Annotated in this window: 6 protein-coding genes and 1 pseudogene; 2 read left to right on the top strand and 5 right to left on the bottom strand. The window is 71.0% G+C overall.

Annotated elements, in window-relative coordinates; genetic code table 11:
* From G3I40_RS15205 to G3I40_RS15195, 3 genes are all read right to left on the bottom strand, one after another.
* Window positions 1-414: helix-turn-helix transcriptional regulator (locus G3I40_RS15205; protein WP_203644102.1), on the bottom strand; the 414-nt coding region annotated here is incomplete at its 3' end.
* A gap of 353 nt (window positions 415-767) precedes the next feature.
* Window positions 768-1,184: a DUF3017 domain-containing protein gene (locus G3I40_RS15200; protein WP_164302703.1), complete on the bottom strand. Its 417-nt coding sequence runs from the start codon at window positions 1,182-1,184 to the stop codon at window positions 768-770.
* Window positions 1,174-2,037, bottom strand: coding sequence for a bifunctional methylenetetrahydrofolate dehydrogenase/methenyltetrahydrofolate cyclohydrolase (locus tag G3I40_RS15195; RefSeq protein ID WP_164302702.1), 864 nt, complete (start codon window positions 2,035-2,037; stop codon window positions 1,174-1,176). Before G3I40_RS15195 ends, G3I40_RS15200 begins: the two co-directional genes overlap by 11 nt.
* Window positions 2,038-2,179: 142 nt before the next feature.
* Here G3I40_RS15195 and G3I40_RS15190 point away from each other — a divergent pair, with 142 nt between their 5' ends.
* Window positions 2,180-2,878 carry a hypothetical protein gene (locus G3I40_RS15190; protein WP_239091746.1) on the top strand — a complete coding sequence of 233 codons (699 nt, stop codon included), beginning with the start codon at window positions 2,180-2,182 and terminating at the stop codon, window positions 2,876-2,878.
* A 92-nt stretch (window positions 2,879-2,970) separates the two neighbouring features.
* On the opposite strand, the gene purH is transcribed toward G3I40_RS15190, so the two are convergent.
* Together purH and purN are read right to left on the bottom strand one after the other, a co-directional pair.
* Entirely contained in the window at window positions 2,971-4,533 is a 1,563-nt protein-coding gene (gene purH / locus G3I40_RS15185) for a bifunctional phosphoribosylaminoimidazolecarboxamide formyltransferase/IMP cyclohydrolase (RefSeq protein WP_164302701.1), read from the bottom strand.
* Entirely contained in the window at window positions 4,530-5,150 is a 621-nt protein-coding gene (gene purN, locus G3I40_RS15180) for a phosphoribosylglycinamide formyltransferase (RefSeq protein ID WP_164302700.1), read from the bottom strand. The genes purH and purN overlap by 4 nt, the downstream gene beginning before the upstream one ends.
* A 293-nt stretch (window positions 5,151-5,443) precedes the next feature.
* Here purN and G3I40_RS15175 point away from each other — a divergent pair.
* A pseudogene (locus tag G3I40_RS15175) lies at window positions 5,444-5,760 on the top strand (hypothetical protein); the annotation flags it as partial.

Raw genomic sequence — 5,760 nt, 5'->3', positions numbered from 1 at the left:
GACCCCGGCCCGGGGCGCCGGCGGAGCCGCCGTGCTGCTGTGCCTGCCGCCCTTGGCCGGGACGGCGGGTCCCCCGAACTCCCCCAGCGCCGCCCGCGCCTGGGAGATCCGTATCGCTTCCATGGTCATGTCGTGGCGCATCTCGGAACGGCTCCAGGCGCGCTCCGCGAGCTCCCACATCGTGGTCAGGTGAACGGGGTTGGTGCCGGTCACCTCGGCGAGCGCCACGATGGCGCCCTTCGGTGCGAGCAGCCGCCCGTTCAGATAGCGGTCCCACGAGGTCTTGCTGTACCCGGTGCGGTCCGCCAGTGCGGCGATCCCGAGCCCGCTGCGGTCCACCAGCCGGCGCAACTGGCTGGCGAACTCCTTGACCTGCGGGTCGAGTTCATCCGGTAGCGCCCTCCAACGAGGCATTGCTTTCCCCCTATTCCCCCCATATGTACGTGAATTCCCCCGCGCCGCGCCGTGGCCCCGGCCCCCCACTGGTTACCCAATGGGATGCGAACAGCCAGGATGTCAGTTCCCCCGGCGGGGGCGCACGGGGGCATTCGACGGCTTCCGGCAGCACGCCCCCGCGGAGCGTGCCCCCTCGCACGATCCGCCCCGGGACGACCCGAACCTCCGGGACCATCCCGATTTTCCAGGCTATGCGTGAGGTCCACCCTGCTACGACGAAATCCTCGAACTCACCCGAAGACCGTCACAGGGGGACGCCGGGCCTCCGACCCGAGCGCCCCGCACGTCACTCACTCCACCGCGCGGATCACTCACCGCACGGTGAAGTGCAGCGTGTCCTGCAGGAACGGGATCGTCAGCCAGGGCTTCGGCTGCGCCATCATCGTGAGCAGCACGATGGCGAGGCCGAGGATCCCGTACGTGACCATGTCCGTGAAGCGCGACCGCACGGCGAGCATGCCGACCGACGGCAGCACCCAGCGCAGCACGGCCCCGCCGAGCAGGGCCACGCCCACCAGGATGCAGCCGATCCGGAACTGGTCGAACGCGGTGAGCAGCAGACCGACGCCGGTCAGCGAGAGCACGCTGATGAGCGGCCACTGCCGGGCGGGCGCGGGGGCGTCACGGGGGGCCGCACGGCCGCCGCCCTCGGGGCGGGCGGTGTCCCGCGTCCACAGGGGAAATCGCCGCCCCTGCTTCTTTCCGCCCCCGGAGGCCTCAGCGAACACCGTTCGCGTTCCGTTCGGCCGCCTCGACCACGTTCACGAGGAGCTGGGCGCGGGTCATCGGGCCGACCCCGCCCGGGTTCGGCGAGATCCAGCCGGCGACCTCGGTGACACCGGGGTGCACATCGCCGACGATCTTGCCGTTCTCGTCGCGCGAGACGCCGACGTCGAGGACGGCCGCGCCCGGCTTGATGTCCTCGGGCTTGATCAGGTGCGGTACGCCCGCGGCGGCGACGACGATGTCGGCGCGCTTGAGGTGCGCGGACAGGTCACGGGTGCCGGTGTGGCACTGGGTGACGGTCGCGTTCTCGGACTTGCGGGTGAGCAGCAGCGGCATCGGGCGGCCGATGGTCACCCCGCGGCCGACCACGACGACCTCGGCGCCCTTGATCTCCACGCCGTGCTTGCGCAGCAGCGTGATGATGCCGAACGGGGTGCAGGGCAGCGGCGCCGGCTCGTTGAGGACGAGGCGCCCCAGGTTCATCGGGTGCAGGCCGTCGGCGTCCTTGTCCGGGTCCATCAGCTCCAGGACGCGGTTCTCGTCGATGCCCTTGGGCAGCGGGAGCTGGACGATGTAGCCGGTGCAGGCCGGGTCCTCGTTGAGCTCGCGGACGACCGCCTCGATCTCCTCCTGCGTGGCCGTCGCGGGCAGTTCACGCTGGATGGAGGCGATGCCCACCTGGGCGCAGTCGCGGTGCTTGCCTGCGACGTACTTCTGGCTGCCGGGGTCCTCCCCGACGAGGATCGTGCCGAGGCCGGGCGTGACCCCCTTCTCCTTCAGGGCCGCCACGCGGGCGGTCAGATCGGACTTGATCGCGGCTGCGGTGGCCTTGCCATCGAGAATCTGGGCGGTCATGGCGCCCATTGTTTCAGGGCGGGCCTGGTTCACCCAAGTTGCACTTGCACAACGCCCCTCGCCACGGCTGGACAGACGTCAACTCATTGAGAACGATGAGTCGCGCAGTACCGCGGGCAGCGTCGGGGGAGCGGACCGCACCATGGGCACACCGCGCATGTTCCTCCGTGCGGACCGCGTCGTCCCCGACGTACACCCGGAGGAAGCGAATCCCATGAGCTTCGGCGAGCCGAACAACCCCTATGGCCAGCAGCAGGGGCAGCCGCAGGGCAATCCGTACGGCCAGCAGGCCCCGCAGGGCGTCCCCCCGCAGGGCTACGGCTATCCCCAGCAGCCCGGTCCCGGCGGCTACCCGGCCTACCCGCAGGGCGCGGGGCAGCAGCCGTACGACGGCGGTCCGACGTCGATGCCGGGCGGGGTGAAGGCCGCGCGGATCATGCTCTACGTCCTGGGCGGCTTCCAGGCCGTGTTCGGCCTGATCATGATCGTGGCGAGCGCGAAGGTCGCCGACTACATCGAGGACAACCTGACCGACAGCGGCGCCTCCGCGCAGGACGTGAACAACGTGAGCGACTTCAGCACGGGGCTGCTGATCGGCCTCGGCGTGGTGACGCTCGCCTTCGCCGCCTGGGGCATCCTCACCGCGGTGAAGTTCTCCTCGGGCCGCGGCGGCATCCGCGTCTCGGCGATCGTCTACGCGTCCGCGGTCATCGCGATCAGCCTGCTCAACCTGCTCGGGGCGAACCTCTTCGCCCTGATCAGCCTGGTCCTCGGCATCCTCATCGTCGTCTTCTGCGCCAAGCAGGACGGCGGCGCGTGGTTCAAGCGCCCGACCTACTGACGCCGGCGAACGGCTACGCGTACCCATGCGGCGGGGCGCCGGAGGAGATCCTCCGGCGCCCCGCCGCATGTGCGCGGTCGTCCCGCGCCCGCTCAGTGGAAGAAGTGGCGCGTCCCGGTGAAGTACATCGTCACGCCCGCCTTCTTGGCGGCCTCGACGACCTGCTCGTCCCGGATCGACCCGCCGGGCTGCACGATCGCCCGCACGCCGGCGTCGATGAGGATCTGCGGCCCGTCCGGGAACGGGAAGAACGCGTCCGAGGCGGCGTACGCGCCGCGCGCCCGCTCCTCGCCGGCCCGCTCGACGGCGAGCTTGCAGGAGTCGACGCGGTTGACCTGGCCCATGCCGACGCCGACGGAGGCACCGTCCTTGGCGAGCAGGATGGCGTTGGACTTCACGGCCCGGCACGCCTTCCACGCGAACGCCAGCTCGTCCAACTCGCCCTGGGACAGGGCGTCCCCGGTCGCGAGCGTCCAGGTGGACGGGTCGTCGCCGTCGGCCTGGAGGCGGTCGGTGACCTGGAGCAGCGCGCCGCCGTCGATCTGCTTCGTCTCGACCGTGGCGGCCGGGCCGTTCGGGGCGCGCAGCACGCGGATGTTCTTCTTCTTGGTGAGGGCTTCGAGGGCGCCGTCCTCGTAGTCGGGCGCGACGATGACCTCGGTGAAGATGTCGGCGACCTGCTCCGCCATCTCCTTGGTGACCGGCCGGTTCACGGCGATGACGCCGCCGTACGCCGAGACCGGGTCGCAGGCGTGCGCCTTGCGGTGGGCCGTGGCGACGTCCGAGGCGACGGCGATGCCGCACGGGTTCGCGTGCTTGATGATCGCGACGCACGGGTCGTCGTGGTCGTACGCGGCACGGCGCGCGGCGTCCGTGTCCGTGAAGTTGTTGTACGACATCTCCTTGCCGTGCAGCTGCTCCGCCTCGGCGAGGCCGCCCGTGCCGTCGACGTAGAGGGCCGCGCCCTGGTGCGGGTTCTCGCCGTAGCGCAGCACGTTCTTGCGCGCGTAGGTGGCACCGAGGAAGTCGGGGTGGCCGCTGTCGTCGGCGGCCGCGTAGTCGGCGGCGAACCAGGAGGCCACGGCCACGTCGTACGCGGCGGTGTGCTGGAAGGCCTCCGCGGCGAGCCGCTTGCGGGCACTCAGGTCGAACCCGCCGTCCGCGGCGGCCTTGAGCACGTCGCCGTACGCGGCCGGGTTCACGACGACCGCGACCGACGGGTGGTTCTTGGCGGCGGCGCGGACCATGGAGGGGCCGCCGATGTCGATCTGCTCCACGCACTCGTCCGGGGACGCGCCGGAGGCGACGGTCTCCTTGAACGGGTACAGGTTCACGACGACGAGCTCGAAGGGCTTCACGCCGAGGTCGGCGAGCTGCTTCTGGTGATCCTCCAGACGGAGGTCGGCGAGGATGCCCGCGTGCACCTTCGGGTGCAGGGTCTTCACGCGCCCGTCGAGGCACTCGGGGAACCCGGTGACGTCCTCGACCTTGGTGACCGGCACCCCGGCGGCGGCGATCTTCGCGGCGGTGGAACCGGTGGACACCAGCTCGACGCCCGCCTCGTGGAGCCCGCGCGCCAGCTCCTCCAGACCGGTCTTGTCGTAGACGCTGACCAGCGCCCGGCGGATGGGCCGCTTGTTGCTCTCGGCGGTCACGGGATAACTACCTTTCGTCCCTCGATGCTGAAGCCGTCGCGGGCCAGACGCCCCACGACATCGACGAGCAGCGTGCGCTCGACTTCCTTGATGCGCTCGTGCAGAGCGCTCTCGTCGTCCTCATTGCGGATCTCGACCACGCCCTGGGCGATGATCGGGCCGGTGTCGACGCCGTCGTCGACGAAGTGGACGGTGCATCCGGTGACCTTGGCGCCGTACGCGAGCGCGTCCCGCACACCGTGCGCACCGGGAAAACTGGGCAGCAGGGCCGGGTGCGTGTTCACGAACCGGCCGCCGAAGCGGGCGAGGAACTCCTTGCCCACGATCTTCATGAAGCCGGCGGACACCACCAGGTCCGGCGTGTGCGCGGCGGTCGCCTCGGCGAGCGCGCGGTCCCAGTCCTCGCGCGTCGCATGGTCCTTCACCCGGCACACGAAGGTCGGGATCCCGGCCCGCTCGGCGCGCTCCAGACCGGCGATGCCGTCGCGGTCCGCGCCGACGGCGACGATCTGCGCCCCGTACGCGTCCGTCCCCTGTGCCGCGATGGCATCCAGCAGTGCCTGCAGATTCGTACCTGATCCGGAGACCAGCACGACGAGGCGCTTGGCCTTGGCCACGGCGGGGCCCTTTCTGGGAGAGCGTGATGCGTCTTTGCACGGTCGCCTGCACACGGACGCCTTGTACGGACGTACGAAGGCTTCGTGCTCCCCGATACGGGGAACCCTACGAAGCGGCCGACCGTCAGCAACGATACCGGCACACCGGACGGGCCCCATGGGACGGGGGCGGGCGCTCCAGGTAGCGTCAGCGGGACGGAACGCTGAGCAGCGACCGGACGTTGCTCTGAAGAAGCGACCGGACGTCGCCTCGGAGCACGGACCACGCCGACCCAAGGGAAGACGCACACCTGATGCCGGACCGAAGCCTTCGCCTCACGATGCCCGCCGGCGCCGTACTGCCGCGCGAAGGCCGACCCACGCCGCCGTCGCCGTCCAAGGAGTCCAAGAAGTCGGACGGACCCGCGTCCGAGGGCCCCAGGGACGACAATCCGTTCGCCCCGCCGCCGGAGGACGCCCCCGACCGTCCCTGGCAGCCGCGCCGCCCCGAGGGCTCCGACGACGACTCCTCCGGCGGGGGCGGCAACTCCCCCTGGGGCAGCCAGTGGAGCGACCGTCAGCCGGGCCGCTCCCAGGGCGGCGGCTTCGGCGACCGCCCCGGCAGCGGAGG

This window comes from Streptomyces sp. SID14478, from assembly GCF_010548525.1.
Classification (GTDB): domain Bacteria; phylum Actinomycetota; class Actinomycetes; order Streptomycetales; family Streptomycetaceae; genus Streptomyces.
This window is presented reverse-complemented; position numbering and strand designations above follow the sequence as displayed.

What these genes read in the sequence shown, in the direction of transcription:
- G3I40_RS15195 (WP_164302702.1), bottom strand. Translation starts at nt 2,037, where the DNA reads ATGACCGCCCAGATTCTCGATGGCAAGGCCACCGCAGCCGCGATCAAG.
- G3I40_RS15190 (WP_239091746.1), top strand. Translation starts at nt 2,180, where the DNA reads ATGGGCACACCGCGCATGTTCCTCCGTGCGGACCGCGTCGTCCCCGAC.